Origin of the sequence: Pseudoalteromonas sp. PAST1 (genome assembly GCF_021532515.1) — a bacterium.
GTDB lineage: Bacteria > Pseudomonadota > Gammaproteobacteria > Enterobacterales > Alteromonadaceae > Pseudoalteromonas > Pseudoalteromonas simplex.
In genome coordinates, this window is sequence record NZ_JAKGBH010000076.1 from 1 (window position 1) to 13,710 (window position 13,710).

11 protein-coding genes and 10 tRNA genes are annotated in these 13,710 nt (G+C 40.8%); 6 read left to right on the forward strand and 15 right to left on the reverse strand.

Features of this window, described 5'->3' with window-relative positions; genetic code table 11:
- Positions 1–456 precede the first annotated feature (456 nt).
- The gene (locus L1272_RS21500; RefSeq protein ID WP_194442807.1) at positions 457–1,875 is read left to right on the forward strand and encodes an alanine/glycine:cation symporter family protein; all 1,419 of its coding nucleotides are present in this window, start codon (positions 457–459) and stop codon (positions 1,873–1,875) included.
- A 17-nt stretch (positions 1,876–1,892) separates the two neighbouring features.
- On the opposite strand, the gene L1272_RS21505 is transcribed toward L1272_RS21500, so the two are convergent.
- The 13 genes from L1272_RS21505 to L1272_RS21565 all read right to left on the reverse strand — a co-directional run bounded on the left by L1272_RS21505 (position 1,893) and on the right by L1272_RS21565 (position 7,918).
- Positions 1,893–2,339 carry a hypothetical protein gene (locus tag L1272_RS21505; protein WP_235374252.1) on the reverse strand — a complete coding sequence of 149 codons (447 nt, stop codon included), beginning with the start codon at positions 2,337–2,339 and terminating at the stop codon, positions 1,893–1,895.
- 172 nt (positions 2,340–2,511) lie between these two features.
- Positions 2,512–2,598 (reverse strand) — tRNA-Leu (locus tag L1272_RS21510).
- Positions 2,599–2,633: 35 nt separating this feature from the next.
- Positions 2,634–2,707 (reverse strand) — tRNA-Cys (locus L1272_RS21515).
- A gap of 18 nt (positions 2,708–2,725) precedes the next feature.
- Positions 2,726–2,801: transfer RNA gene (locus L1272_RS21520), tRNA-Gly, on the reverse strand.
- 104 nt (positions 2,802–2,905) lie between these two features.
- Positions 2,906–2,992 (reverse strand) — tRNA-Leu (locus tag L1272_RS21525).
- A 39-nt stretch (positions 2,993–3,031) separates the two neighbouring features.
- A tRNA-Gly gene (locus tag L1272_RS21530) sits at positions 3,032–3,107 on the reverse strand.
- Positions 3,108–3,166: 59 nt separating this feature from the next.
- A tRNA-Leu gene (locus L1272_RS21535) sits at positions 3,167–3,253 on the reverse strand.
- Positions 3,254–3,287: 34 nt separating this feature from the next.
- Positions 3,288–3,361, reverse strand: a tRNA-Cys gene (locus L1272_RS21540).
- Positions 3,362–3,373: 12 nt separating this feature from the next.
- Positions 3,374–3,449, reverse strand: a tRNA-Gly gene (locus tag L1272_RS21545).
- Between the two features lie 139 nt (positions 3,450–3,588).
- Positions 3,589–4,134, reverse strand: coding sequence for a CDP-diacylglycerol--glycerol-3-phosphate 3-phosphatidyltransferase (pgsA, locus tag L1272_RS21550; RefSeq protein WP_187491247.1), 546 nt, complete (start codon positions 4,132–4,134; stop codon positions 3,589–3,591).
- Positions 4,135–4,176: 42 nt separating this feature from the next.
- Positions 4,177–6,000, reverse strand: a complete 1,824-nt coding sequence (gene uvrC / locus L1272_RS21555; RefSeq protein WP_054553646.1) for an excinuclease ABC subunit UvrC — start codon at positions 5,998–6,000, stop codon at positions 4,177–4,179.
- 8 nt (positions 6,001–6,008) lie between these two features.
- Positions 6,009–6,659, reverse strand: coding sequence for a UvrY/SirA/GacA family response regulator transcription factor (gene uvrY / locus L1272_RS21560; protein WP_054553647.1), 651 nt, complete (start codon positions 6,657–6,659; stop codon positions 6,009–6,011).
- A 107-nt stretch (positions 6,660–6,766) separates the two neighbouring features.
- Positions 6,767–7,918 carry a dicarboxylate/amino acid:cation symporter gene (locus L1272_RS21565; RefSeq protein WP_235374253.1) on the reverse strand — a complete coding sequence of 384 codons (1,152 nt, stop codon included), beginning with the start codon at positions 7,916–7,918 and terminating at the stop codon, positions 6,767–6,769.
- Positions 7,919–8,133: 215 nt separating this feature from the next.
- Between L1272_RS21565 and L1272_RS21570 the strand changes: the two genes are divergently transcribed.
- The 3 genes from L1272_RS21570 to L1272_RS21580 all read left to right on the forward strand — a co-directional run bounded on the left by L1272_RS21570 (position 8,134) and on the right by L1272_RS21580 (position 12,225).
- Entirely contained in the window at positions 8,134–10,467 is a 2,334-nt protein-coding gene (locus L1272_RS21570; protein ID WP_235374254.1) for a carbohydrate binding family 9 domain-containing protein, read from the forward strand.
- Positions 10,468–10,661: 194 nt separating this feature from the next.
- Positions 10,662–11,630 (forward strand): cysteine synthase A, encoded by a 969-nt coding sequence (gene cysK / locus L1272_RS21575; protein ID WP_054553648.1) that lies wholly within the window; start codon positions 10,662–10,664, stop codon positions 11,628–11,630.
- A gap of 154 nt (positions 11,631–11,784) precedes the next feature.
- Entirely contained in the window at positions 11,785–12,225 is a 441-nt protein-coding gene (locus tag L1272_RS21580; protein ID WP_138618601.1) for a hypothetical protein, read from the forward strand.
- 73 nt (positions 12,226–12,298) lie between these two features.
- On the opposite strand, the gene L1272_RS21585 is transcribed toward L1272_RS21580, so the two are convergent.
- Both L1272_RS21585 and L1272_RS21590 read right to left on the reverse strand, forming a co-directional pair.
- On the reverse strand, positions 12,299–12,598 hold the full coding sequence (locus tag L1272_RS21585; protein WP_054553650.1) for a DUF6172 family protein: 300 nt from the start codon (positions 12,596–12,598) through the stop codon (positions 12,299–12,301).
- A gap of 135 nt (positions 12,599–12,733) precedes the next feature.
- Positions 12,734–13,249 (reverse strand): VC2046/SO_2500 family protein, encoded by a 516-nt coding sequence (locus L1272_RS21590; protein WP_054553651.1) that lies wholly within the window; start codon positions 13,247–13,249, stop codon positions 12,734–12,736.
- A gap of 112 nt (positions 13,250–13,361) precedes the next feature.
- Between L1272_RS21590 and L1272_RS21595 the strand changes: the two genes are divergently transcribed.
- Positions 13,362–13,446 (forward strand) — tRNA-Tyr (locus L1272_RS21595).
- Positions 13,447–13,495: 49 nt separating this feature from the next.
- Positions 13,496–13,580: transfer RNA gene (locus L1272_RS21600), tRNA-Tyr, on the forward strand.
- The last annotated feature ends 130 nt before the right edge of the window (positions 13,581–13,710 follow it).

A 13,710-nucleotide genomic window follows, 5' to 3' on the forward strand; every position in this document is an offset into this window, starting at 1 on the left:
CTCCACTTAGTAAACTAAGCTTCGCTGTTAGAACTCAATCTGTACGAGTGCCCACACAGATGATTGCTTTATATTGTTAAAGAACGTTGCGACGTTGTCGCTAGGGATGCGTATAATACATCCTTAAATTTTCGAGTCAACACTTAATTTTAAACTTTCTTTTTAGACCGTTTTAAGCCGAAGTTTTACTTAACTCTCTGTCACGTTGTTCAGCGCTTTTCATTGCTGCCCGCCGTGTCAGTGGATGCGCATTATAGGGATACGAAGAATTAACGCAAGCACTTTTTGAAGGTTTTTTTGAATATTTTCAAATTAATCACATACCCACCAAATGCAAACAAGTTACCCACAAACCCCTGTGGATAACTGATGTTTTTTAGCAGAATAACTAAACTCTCCTCGCTTGATATGGTAACTTGCGCCGCAGATTTTCAACTCGCTCACAAGGCAAGAAAAATGACAGACATTATAAATAGTATAAGTGGTCTCCTTTGGGGTCACATTCTGGTTTACCTTTTAATAGCTGCGGGGCTATTTTTCACTCTTCGACTCGGTTTTATTCAATTCACTCAATTCCCACATATGATCAAAGTAATGTTTCAGAGCCGCCAAGGTTCTGGCGATGGCATTTCTTCATTCCAAGCTTTTTGTACTTCTTTAGCTGCGCGAGTTGGTACGGGTAATATGGCAGGTGTTGCCGTTGCACTTTATTTAGGCGGAGCCGGTGCAATTTTCTGGATGTGGCTTATTGCATTAATAGGTATGGCGACAAGTTTTGCCGAGAGTACCCTTGCTCAGGCATATAAAACGGTCGATGAAGATGGCAACTTTCGTGGTGGCCCTGCTTATTATATGGAATATGGTTTGGGCAAACGCTGGATGGGTGTGATCTTTTCTCTTTGCCTTATTCTTGCTTTTGGCTTGGTATTTAATGCTGTTCAATCAAACTCTATTGCTGCTGCATTTAATGTTGCATTTGGTATTCCAAACTATGTTGTAGGCATCGGCTTAGTGTTAGGGTCAGGTATTATCATTTTTGGTGGCTTAAAAACTATTTCACGTTTTGCAGAAATGGTTGTACCATTTATGGCGCTGGCTTATTTGTTAGTTGCACTTTATGTATGTGCCATAAACTACGATTTATTACCTAATGTATTTATGCATGTCATTAATAGTGCCTTTGGTATCGAGCAAGCGGGTGCGGGTGCAATAGGTTATGGTGTAATGCAGGCCATGATCCAGGGTATTAAGCGTGGCTTATTCTCTAATGAAGCTGGTATGGGTAGCGCTGCAAATGCTGCTGCAACGGCAACACCTAACCCACCACACCCAGCCTCACAAGGTTATGTACAAATGCTCGGCGTATTTGTAGATACAATTATTATATGTACTGCAACTGCAGCCCTTATTTTATTATCACAACAGCTTATACCTGATTCAGGTGTGACTGGCATTGCGTTAACACAAGCTGCCCTTGAAGAACATGTTGGTAGCTGGGGTGCCACCTTTGTTGCAATTGCAATTTTGTTTTTTGCATTTACCTCGATTGTTGCTAATTATTCTTATGCCGAAACCAATTTATTGTTCTTAGAGCATAACCATGCATCGGGTATGTTGATCTTCCGATTACTGGTACTTGGTATGGTGATGTTTGGTGCGCTTGGAGAATTACCATTAGTTTGGACCCTTGCCGATGTCTCTATGGGTCTAATGGCTATCGTTAACGTCATCGCTTTGTTTATGTTATCGGGCGTCGTTATTTGGCTCGCGAAGGATTACAACACCCAACGTAAGGCAGGTAAATTACCTACTTTTGATCCTTCGCAAAACAAAAAGCTAGATCAAACCATTCCTAAAGGCGCATGGCGTAAATAATCTAGTTAAGTAAATTCTTATTTAGGGAGCGTTTGTGCTCCCTTTTTTGTATTTGTTAACTTTTCGAAAACAGACAATATGAATGTAATTTGTTGCTCGTTAAGCTTTGACTCAAGCTCAGTAACAAGCTGATCTTTAATTTGCGCTTTTAATGCTTGTTTTTGCTCTGCGGTTAGTAATGGCTGCGATTGTTGCTGATAAGATTGCACAGCATTAAGTATATCCATCACCACGTCATTATCAAAATCGGTTAGCGCCGCTTTCGCATTACTAATTGCCTGCTCTGATTTATCGAAGACCGTCGATACTTTATCAACAAGCACGCTCACCTCATGAATTTTCAGAACGTCGTTAATGTTCGACAAAATAATCGTAACAGGAATAAGAACTAACGATATCGCTATACAAAGCCCAAACACTGCGCCTACCCAGAACTGATTTAAGCCACGTTTAAATTGCTCCATTATCTTTCCTTGATCCTATTTAGTGAATTCAGTAGTGCTGAAAACTTGAAAACGCATTTGCTTATTTAAAAAGACTAAGGAAACTATAGAGCTATTTTGGCAATAAAAAAATAGTTAGATGAGGTTATAAAAAGAAATATAAATGAAATAAAGAAGAGGTATTTTATGTAAATGGTGCCCGGGGCCGGACTTGAACCGGCACGCTGTTACCAGCGAGGGATTTTAAATCCCTTGTGTCTACCAATTCCACCACCCGGGCATCGGGTCGCTCGAAAGAGCATGTGGAGTATTATATGGAGGCGGAACCCGGAGTCGAACCGAGGTAGACGGATTTGCAATCCGCTGCATGGCCACTCTGCCATTCCGCCTTATCGCTTCCAAATAATTGGAGCGGCACACGAGGCTCGAACTCGTGACCTCAACCTTGGCAAGGTTGCGCTCTACCAACTGAGCTAGTGCCGCAAATTTGTTTCTGTCAGTATTTTGTCCGTTGGTGCACAACTTTGAGGTTGCGATGATAACGTTCTGGCAACTGAACTAGTGCCGCAAATTTTTCTTTATCAAAATGGTGCCCGGGGCCGGACTTGAACCGGCACGCTGTTACCAGCGAGGGATTTTAAATCCCTTGTGTCTACCAATTCCACCACCCGGGCATCGGGTTTGCTATTTAAAGCAAGTGGATAAAGCTAATATGGAGCGGCACACGAGGCTCGAACTCGTGACCTCAACCTTGGCAAGGTTGCGCTCTACCAACTGAGCTAGTGCCGCATCATATTAACTCTAATATTATTTTTATAACTACATTTGGTACTGTAGTTAACCACAAATGGTGCCCGGGGCCGGACTTGAACCGGCACGCTGTTACCAGCGAGGGATTTTAAATCCCTTGTGTCTACCAATTCCACCACCCGGGCATCGGGTTGCTCATAGAGCGCGTGGAGTGTTGAATGGAGGCGGAACCCGGAGTCGAACCGAGGTAGACGGATTTGCAATCCGCTGCATGGCCACTCTGCCATTCCGCCAAATTAGATAATTGGAGCGGCACACGAGGCTCGAACTCGTGACCTCAACCTTGGCAAGGTTGCGCTCTACCAACTGAGCTAGTGCCGCTTTCTTTATCTTGGGGGCTATGCCCTCTCAACACGGACGCATTCTACAGAGATTATTAAACGCGTCAATATAAAAAATGCTAGTTTTGAACTGTTTGCTTATTTTTTATCTAAAACGGTGTGTAATTAAACGTTTAGGATCAATTTTTGGTCAATTCTGACCATGCTGCCATTAAATACTGCAACATAGAACTAAGCGTTAACAATGTTGCGACGTACAAAAGGCCATAACTTAAGTAGATCATCCATGTATCAAACTGCCAGATCAAACCAATAATGGCTAGCATTTGTGCCGCAGTTTTAAACTTACCCATGTTTGATACAGCTACGTTGTCACGTTTACCCTGCTCTGCCATCCATTCGCGTAAGGCAGAGATAACAATTTCACGGCTAATAATCACTAATGCCGGAATAGTCATATACAAACTTTGATAGTGGCTTGATAAAGCAACCAGTGCTGCACACACCATTACTTTGTCAGCAACCGGATCTAAGAACGCACCAAAAGGCGTTGACTGATTTAAACGACGCGCTAGATAGCCATCAAGGATATCTGTGATTGACGCAAGCCAGAAAACAAACGCAGCTGCAAAAAATGCCCATGAGAAAGGCAAATAAAATATCACCAAAAAAATGGGGATAAGAAAAAGTCTAAAGGTTGTGAGTGTGTTTGGAATATTCCACATAACTACTTGGAGATGTCTTTTTTTACTATATTCGCACGAAGGCTAAGCCTTGTCATGCAAATGATTAAATATCTTTTCAGCCATTTCAGGGCTGATCCCAGGAACTTGTTTTAATTGGTCTATATTAGCAGCTTTTACCCCTTGCATGCCCCCTAAATATTTTAATAATGCTTGTCGGCGTTTTTGTCCTACGCCGGTAATTTCTTCTAACAATGATTGTGTGCGTTGTTTTTGTCGTTTATTACGATGCCCTGCAATAGCAAAACGGTGCGACTCATCACGAATATGCTGAATTAAATGCAGCGCTGGCGCATCTGAATCAAGTGGTATTGTTTTACGTCCGCCATCAATTAATAGCGTTTCTAAACCTGGTTTTCGACTAGTACCTTTTGCAACACCTACCAACAATGGCATTTTATTATGCGGCCAGTTTTCAAAATATTGCTCAGCACGAGATAATTGACCTTTACCACCATCGATAAAGATGACATCTGGAATTTTTTCTTCATCGACAACTTTGTTGTAGCGTTTATTAAGTGCAAATTCCATCGCAGCATAATCATCACCACCTGTGATGCCAGTAACATTAAATCGGCGATATTCTTTATTATTTGGCCCTTGCGAATCAAACACCACACAACTTGCTACCGTGTTTTCACCCATTGTATGGCTGATATCAAAACATTCCATGCGATTAATATCATCTAGACGTAATGTTTCTTTTAATTGTGCGTAACGTTTATTAATGGAGTCTTGGGTACTTTGCTTAACACTAATGCTATTAAGGGCATTTTTATTAGCAAGCTTTAAATACTGTGCCCGCTCACCGCGATTAGCAACTTTTAAACTCACTTTACGTTCAGAGATAGCCGTAAGCGCTTCACTTAATGGCTCACTTTCTTCAATACTGAACGGTAAGATAATTTCTTTGGCAATACGCCCCGTTGCACCGGGTGCTAAATAATATTGACCTAAAAACGAGGTTAGAATTTCTTCTTCACCGGAGTCTTTTGGTACTTTAGGGAAATAAGTTTTACTGCCTAGCACTTTGTGGTCGCGGATCATTAATAAGTGAACCGCATTTAAACCATTTAAATGCGCAAAACCCACTACATCCATTTCGGCATGATTACCTGAAATAGATTGTTGCTCCTGCATTTTTCGAAGCAACATGATTTGGTCACGGACTTTGGCCGCAAGCTCAAATTTAAGTTCTTTACTTGCTTGCTCCATCTTTGTGACTAAATCGGCGATAACTTCATGAGATTTACCCAGCAAAAACTTACGGACAAAATCAACTTCTTGTTGGTACTCTTCATCGGAGATTTTATTTACACACGGTGCTGAGCAGCGCTTTAACTGATATTGTAAACAGGGACGGCTTCTCGCTCGATAATAGGCATCTTCACATTGGCGAACCGGAAAAATTTTTTGCATTAAACGCAAACTTTCAGAAACCGCTCCCGCACTTGGGAATGGACCAAAATATTCGCCTTTAATTTTTCGGCTACCACGATGAAAAGCAAGTCGCGGGTGCTTATGATCTGTTAACAGAATATATGGATATGACTTATCATCTCGCAGCAAAATATTATAACGAGGCTGATATTTTTTTATTAGATTGTTTTCGAGTAATAAGGCTTCGGTTTCGGTGTTAGTCAGGGTGACTTCAATACCGCAAATATTACTGACTAAGACACGCGTTTTACTATCAGTTACATTGCTACGGAAGTAACTACTGACACGCTTTTTTAGATTTTTTGCCTTACCGACATAGATAACTTGCCCTTCACTATCAAGCATTCGGTAGACACCGGGCTCACTTGATAGTGTTTTTAAAAAACGGGCTGGTTCGAAATCAGACATTGAGCAAATTAATGCGAGCTATCAATGTCGATCATTTTATGACGAATTGCTAAATGAGTAAGTTCAACATCCCCCCCTACATTTAGCTTTTCAAACATGCGATAGCGATAGCTATTCACCGTTTTTGAACTGAGGTTCAAACGCTCTGCGATGTCTTGCGCTTTCTCACCTTTAGTGATCATCAGCATGATTTGCAGCTCACGCTCGGACAAACTCTGGAAAGGGTTTTCATCTGTCCGCCCACTTACCTGGGCAAGCGCAATTTGCTGCGCAATTTCAGGCGCAATATAACGTTGTCCTGCATTCACTGCACGAATGGCGTTAACCATTTCATCAGAACCGGCACCTTTAGTCAGATAACCGTGTGCACCGATTTGCATTACTTTACTTGGGAATGGGTCTTCACAATGCACAGTAAGCACAATAATTTTTACATCTGGGCAATAACGACAGATTTTCTTTGTCGCTTCTAAACCGCCAATACCTGGCATATTCATGTCCATCAACACGATATCTGGTGAATGTTGACGGCAAAATTGCACCGCTTCTTCACCGGTTTTAGCTTCACCCACCACTTTAAAACCGCGAACATCATCAAGTATACGTCTGATCCCTGTCCGTACAAGTTCATGGTCATCAACTAAAAGTACATTAATCAATGGAACACCCTCAAATAACCAAATAGCTGCTTTCGCACAATTTAATGTGCCACATTAGCACAGAAAAAGTGAAACGATAAATCAAAATATCGTTTCACTAATTAAATTTAAGCTGATGCTTTCTCGCTGAAACGATCAACCCATAGGGCAATGATACCATCACCTGTTACATTACAGGCAGTACCAAAGCTATCTTGTGCTAAATAAAGTGCAATCATTAATGCAACCGCACCTTCATTAAAACCAAGCATACTTGTTAGTAGGCCCAGTGCTGACATAACAGCGCCGCCTGGTGCGCCAGGGGCAGCAATCATTACAACACCTAGCATCATAATAAATGGCAACATACCAAATAACGATGGTACATCCATATTCGGTGATAAGAACATGACAGCCATTGCACATGTCACAATCGTAATTGTTGAGCCCGATAAATGGATAGTTGCACATAAAGATACTGTAAAGTTAGCCACATCTTCTTTTACGTTATTTGCTTTACTTGAGCGAAGCGAAACAGGAATTGTTGCTGCACTCGACATTGTACCTAAAGCAGTAAAATAAGCGGGTAGCATATTTTTTACAAGCTCTAATGGATTACGCTTTAGTAAAAGGCCCGTAGATACATATAAAACAGTTAGCCATAGCCAATGCATAATTAATGCAGCTAGCAAAACAATACCAAAGGTTTGTAGCGTATCAACCACGGTGCCAGCAACTGTCATTTCCGCGAAAACACCAGCAATGTAAAAAGGTAACGCAGGAATAATTACTTTTGCTAGTAAGCCATCAATCACATCACGGCCCTGATCTGATACTTTCTTTAAAGTATCAAGCTGTAATTGGCTCATACCAATACCAAAAATGAACGCCGCAGCAAGTGCTGTCATGACACTCATTAGAGGTGGAATTTCTAAATCGATAAAGCTACCTACTTCTGTAGCAACTTCAGCCTCAAACGTTAAACCGCCGTCAAATAATGGGATCATAGCGCTAACAAGTAAAAACGCTAAGGTTCCAGCAATAACGGTTGAACCATATGCAAAACCAACTGTTTTTCCTAACAAGTGGCCCGACCCTTTTGGTAAACCAGCAATACCTGATGCGATAAAAAATAAAATAATTAATGGAATGGTAAAGGTGATCAACTGACCTATTATTTCTTTTACTGTGTAAAGGAGTTCAACACCTGTTAGTGGCACATATAAGCCCACTAAAATACCGGCAACAATACCAGCAATTAATTTTAGAATTAAATTCATAACGATCACTTCAATTTATAGGTGGTAATCTTTTACCACGTTTTAGTTTACTTTTGTTATAAAACAGCCAAATTAACGTTTAACTGCGCAAATTACCACCACAGCTTGTTAGAATCTAATTTGAACGTAAATATATGCGCCCTGTCGCGTTGCATTTGTTAACAAAGTTGCAAATTAATAACATGCTCGCAGTTTTGAATACCCGTATAGTGCTTATGTATAAATCAATGTTAAGTGCCGCTCTATTGAACGTGCCTTTTACTACCTTGGCCACCAGCCAACCTGTCACCCTCCCTTTTATTGCGGAGCAAGCAACAATCGACGGCCAGCTCAATGAGCCAAGTTGGCAACGTGCCAAAAAAATTACCATAGGCAACGTTACTTGGCCTTACGAAAACAGTAAAAGCCCAGTTACCACCCACGCTTATGTTTATGAGGATGGCGAAACACTTTTTATTGGCTTTGAAGCGAATGATCCAAACCCAGAACTTATTCGTGCTTTTTACCGTGACCGTGACGCAGCCTGGGATGATGACCTAGTCGGGCTAAAAATTGATTCATACAATAATTCTCAATTAGCTTATCAATTTTTTATTAACCCACTTGGCGTACAACAAGATTCAATAGAAAACGAACTGACTAAACATGAAAGCTCATCATGGGACGGTATTTGGGATAGCGTCGGTGTTATTCATGAGAAAGGCTACACAGTTGAAGTTGCCATTCCATTACGCGTATTGAATTTTGACGACAGCGTAGCAAGTAAGACTATGGCGATGGAGTTTTTACGCTTTTTACCGCGCAGTGAGCGGTTACGTATCTCAAATATGCAAATTGACCATGGTAACAACTGTTGGATTTGCCAAATGCCAACTTACCAAGGCTTTGAACAAGCAAAGCAAGGCAATAACGTGGCGATTATTCCATCTGTGGTGCTTGGCAAAAATGAGACACGTGATATTGATGGCGCACAAGTGGCTGATTGGGAAACAGAAAACAATACTGAAGCCAGCCTCGATGTTAAATGGGGGATCACCCCAGATATCACCTTAAATGCGACGATTAATCCTGATTTTTCTCAGGTTGAAGCAGATGTAGCACAATTGAGTGTGAACAATAATTTCAGTTTATTCTTCCCAGAAAAGCGTGCCTTCTTTTTAGATAACGCTGACTACTTTGCCTCAACACTTAACCTTATTCATACCCGTAATATTGCCCAGCCAGATTACGGCACGAAAATCACCGGCAGCAAAAATGGTCATACATTTGCCGGCTTCATTGCCAATGACGCGCAAACCAATGTGTTGATCCCTGGCAATTTAGGTTCATCTCTTGTCGCCCTAGACGAGAAAAGTGAAAACAGTGCCCTGCGTTATCGATACGATTTTGAATCAGGCTTATCACTTGGGTCAACGGCAACACACAGACAAAGTGATGACTATAAAAACACAGTATATAGTTTGGATAGTAAATACAAACCAACAGTAAACGATGTGTTCTTAGTGCAAGTATTAAAGTCACAAACGCAATACAGCCAAGATTTTATCGACGAGTTATGTGATGGGGATAACTGCTTACAGCCAGAGCAAGTGAGTTGTGAATTAAATAGTGACTGCGACTACAACGAAGGTGTACTTCGTGTTTTAAGTAAAGAACAGCAATCAGGTACTGGTTACTACCTAAAGTATCAACACGATGAGAAATACTGGCGCGCATTTGCCGATTTTAATTACCGCGATGCTGATTTGAGAGCTGACTTAGGCTTTATCTCACAAGTTGATTTTAAAAAGTTTACGACTGGTGGCGAATACCGCTGGTATGGCGATAAAGGCAATTGGTGGAATCGCGCAAACCTATATGCTGATTGGGATATTACTCACAACGAAAATAATGAACTTCTCGAAAAAGAAGCACAAACCAGCTTTTCAGTCAGCGGCCCGTTACAAAGCTTTTTTGAGGTCTCTATTGAGCATCGTAATCGCACTGGCCTTCGCCACGACAAATCACGTTTAGATATCGACGGCAACACCGACTTGTTTAGCGAAAATGGCGTTGGTTTTTACAGTGACTTTAAACCCACCGCTGGGGTATTTGCTTCTTTATATATGTATACAGGTAATGCCGTTGATTTAGCAAATAACCGCGTTGGTGATAAGTTCCATATACGCCCTGTGCTGAATATGAACCTTGGTAAGCATTTTGAAGTGCGTTTACGTCATACTTATGAGCAACTTGAAGCCGATGGCAGTGAAGTATTTACCGCCAATTTAAGTGATGTGCGTTTAACTTACCAATTCAACGTGAATAGCTTTTTACGCCTTGCAGTCATTTATACCGATTTAGAACGCAATCAGGCTAATTACATAGATGATGTTGATAGCCAATATAAAAAGTTAGCCACTCAGCTACTGTATTCTTACAAGCTGAACCCGCAAACTGTATTCTTTGCTGGTTACTCTGATAATGGCTATCAAGATGATGAGCTGTCATCAATGACTAAAGAGCAGCGTACGTTATTTGCCAAGTTTAGCTACGCTTGGTTGCTTTAAGGCCCTATTAGCGCACCTTTTGGTGCGCGCCCTTCTTTTCCCACCTTATTACTAAATGCTATAAGCCTATTCGCTATATGTTATAGCCAAACTTTACTTTCGTTTTTTATTCACCACAGTAAAGTGTGACTATTACAGATCAATAGCCTAAGCTCATTGATCACGATTGAATAAATTGCTTCCAAGGGAACAGTATGTCTAACATTTTTGAAGATAATTCATTAACGATTGGTAATACACCAATTGTAAAGCTTAACCGCGTAACATCAGGTAATGTTTTTGCTAAAGTAGAATCACGTAACCCAAGCTTCAGTGTTAAATGCCGTATTGGTGCTTCAATGATCTGGGAAGCAGAAAAGTCAGGTGTCTTAACTAAAGACAAAGAGTTAATCGAGCCGACTTCAGGCAATACAGGTATTGCACTAGCATTTGTAGCGGCTTCTCGTGGCTACAAACTAACTCTAACTATGCCTAACACAATGAGCCTTGAGCGTCGTAAATTATTAAAAGCGTTAGGTGCTAACCTAGTTTTAACTGATGGCGCTAAAGGCATGAATGGCGCAATTCAAAAAGCAAAAGAAATTCAAGCAAGTGAGCCTGAAAAGTACATTCTTTTACAACAGTTCGAAAACCCAGCTAACCCAAAAATTCACTTTGAAACAACAGGTCCTGAAATCTTTGAAGCAATGGACGGAAAAATCGACATTTTCGTAGCAGGTGTTGGTACTGGTGGTACTATTACAGGTGTTAGCCGTTACCTTAAACTAGAGAAAGGCTTAAATGTACAATCGGTTGCTGTTGAACCAACTAACTCGCCAGTTATTAGCCAAACTTTAGCTGGTGAAGAAATTAAACCGGGCCCTCATAAAATCCAAGGTATCGGTGCAGGCTTTATCCCTGGTAACCTTGATTTAGAAGTTGTAGATGCTGCAGAGCAAGTATCAAATGAAGATGCCATTGCCATGGCTCATGAACTGATGAAAAACGAAGGCATTTTAGTGGGTATTTCTTCAGGTGCCGCAGTAGTTGCTGCAAAGCGCCTTGCTGAAAAACCTGAAAACGCAGACAAAAACATTGTGGTAATTTTACCAAGTGCAACTGAGCGTTACTTATCAAGCCCATTATTTGCTGAAGAGTTCAGCGATAAAGAGCTTGTTCAGTAATCACCAAGAATCTCTTAGTTTTTAAAAAGGATGCAAACATGCATCCTTTTTTATTATCCAAAATAAATAAAACTATTAATTTTACCGAGTTAACTTTACATCATGCTCATTTAGTCACACACTTTATTTTAAGTTCACTCGAAAAACTACAACAATGAAAAATATACTTTTAATTTTTATCCTTTTAAGTAGCAGCATTCTTTCCGGTTGCGGCTCTGAAGATGCACCAAAAGGTGAAAAAAACACCCCTGGTAACGTAGCGACCCTCTATTTTGATGCTTTGTATAACCAAAACGATTTAAATAAAGCGATGGAATACGCCACGCCGAAAATGGCGCGAATTATGAAATCTTATGGTACCGCTGGGCAGTTCGCTCGCAACTTAGTCAATATGCAATACGATGAAGTGGTGATTGAAGTCGATATGACTAACATGAGCTTGCGCGAACAGTATGGCGATAAAGCCAACATCAATTTGATTTTTACGGGTTATTTTAATGGTAAGAAAATTGATGATATGCGCAGTGTGAAAATGATGCGTAAAAAAGGCAATTGGTACATAGAAAAAATAAATGCCGATCCGTTTGCGCGATAATTGATTACTAAAACTAAAAAGGGCCTGATGGCCCTTTTTTGTTTTAGAGTATTACTGCGAACTGATATTCGTATTACTCTTCGTCAAACTCTTGATGTTGACGCTGTGCAGGACGCGCTAAGATTTCAACATAAAACGATGTAAGCTCTTTTGCTTCAATATCGCTAATACATTTATTAATCTCTGCCACGTGAACGACATTGGCCTCATCCGCTGATTCACCAAACTTACAGTCAAACGCCCAATAGTCGGCACCTGCTGGGAGTGTTTTATTACGCTCACGTTTCAAGTATTTTTTTACTTCGTGCTTGGCTGCATCAACCATACGAGGGTATTTAATTTTCTCGTGGTTTAGCGTGAATGTTTTCTTCATTATAGTCCTAGTAACTTGGTTCAATGACAATGGCATTAAGCCATAGACTGCTATTATAACAAGCGCATCTTAATTTAGCTGTACTTTTTATTAAGTTTATTCATAGTCTATGACAATTCGATTAAGCCTCGAATGCTAAGCTGTCGCCAAATGCAGAGGTTGATGTATCGCCTCATTAGTAAGACTATCATAAAATGCGGCAGCGTCGATTTGTGGGCGCTCAACGGGTTTGTTTTTTTCATAAAAGCGTTTTCTAACTGCTGGCTCACAGTTATCAATCACTTCTAGCGGCACATGTTGCTTATCATCACGAACATTCAAAGGCTCTGGATTTAAGCAATGACGTAATTTTATATCTGATAAACCACCTTGCAATAGTCTAAATGCATTTTCTTGCCCAATTAGCATATCAAACTGTTCGGGAGCTAATGGTTGTGTAGGACCAGCACCTAATTCAGTACGCAGAGCAGACTCAGATACTTCAGGATTGCTTAATTCAGTTTTTGGTAGGTGGAACTGGCTAAAATCGAGCGCATCATGAGAAAGCATTGCGAGTAATAAAGCAAACTCTCCAGAGCGGTGCTCGTGAACACTTTTATTTAGACGATTATCGAGTTGACTCTCTGTGAGCAACAAACCATCAATTTGCATAGTCTTTAGCCAAATAGTTTCTTGATTAACCAGTTATCGGCATTTATGCATTTTTCTTTAGTTTTTTTCTTTACTTAAATAATCAGTTTGCTATTATCAGCGCCGTTGCATTGGAGGGGTTCCCGAGCGGCCAAAGGGATCAGACTGTAAATCTGACGGCTCAGCCTTCGCTGGTTCGAATCCAGCTCCCTCCACCACTTTTCTTCTCAGTGAAGTGGGGCCAAATGCAATAGTAAAAATTTGTGTGGAGGGGTTCCCGAGCGGCCAAAGGGATCAGACTGTAAATCTGACGGCTCAGCCTTCGCTGGTTCGAATCCAGCTCCCTCCACCACTCTTACTCTTTCTAGCTTTACTCTTTCTAGCTTTACTCTTTCTAGCTTTACTCTTTCTAGCTTTACTCTTTCTAGCTTTACTCTTTCTAGCTTTACTCTTTCTAGCTTTACTCTTTCTAGCTTTACTCT